Here is a 373-nt window from a genome sequence, read left to right as displayed (position 1 = left end):
CCTCACCGTCGACAGCGTGCTCGGCCGCGGCTGGGTACTGCCGTGGGAACAAAGCCTTCGCCGCAGCGGCAACTTCGTCTACCTCACCGACAACCAGGGCCGCGAAGTCCCGTTCGTGAACATCCAGCCGGGCGAGCGCATCTACAATCCGCACGAACAGGTGTACCTGGTGTGCACCGAGGGCGGGCACTACATCCTGCAGACGCTGGACAACCTGTTCTTCTACTTCGGCGAAGTGCCGGACACCGACACCGATGTCCCACTGCAGCGCATCGAAAACGCCCTAGGCCACTTCCTGCACTTCACCCGCACCGAACAAGGCACGCTGACTGACATCAGCGCCACCGGTGGCACCCGCGTGCACCTGCACTAC

Annotated in this window: 1 protein-coding gene; it reads left to right on the top strand. The window is 63.5% G+C overall.

Going from position 1 to position 373, the window contains the following annotated elements; translation table 11 throughout:
- Positions 1-373 (top strand): DUF6531 domain-containing protein (locus tag ACNQPL_RS26670; protein ID WP_416468390.1); only part of this gene is annotated, 373 nt, incomplete at both ends.

The organism is Pseudomonas sp. LFS044 (genome assembly GCF_047978245.1).
Lineage (GTDB): Bacteria > Pseudomonadota > Gammaproteobacteria > Pseudomonadales > Pseudomonadaceae > Aquipseudomonas.
The sequence above is the reverse complement of the archived record's forward strand: the minus strand, read 5'-3'. Positions and strand labels throughout refer to the sequence as shown.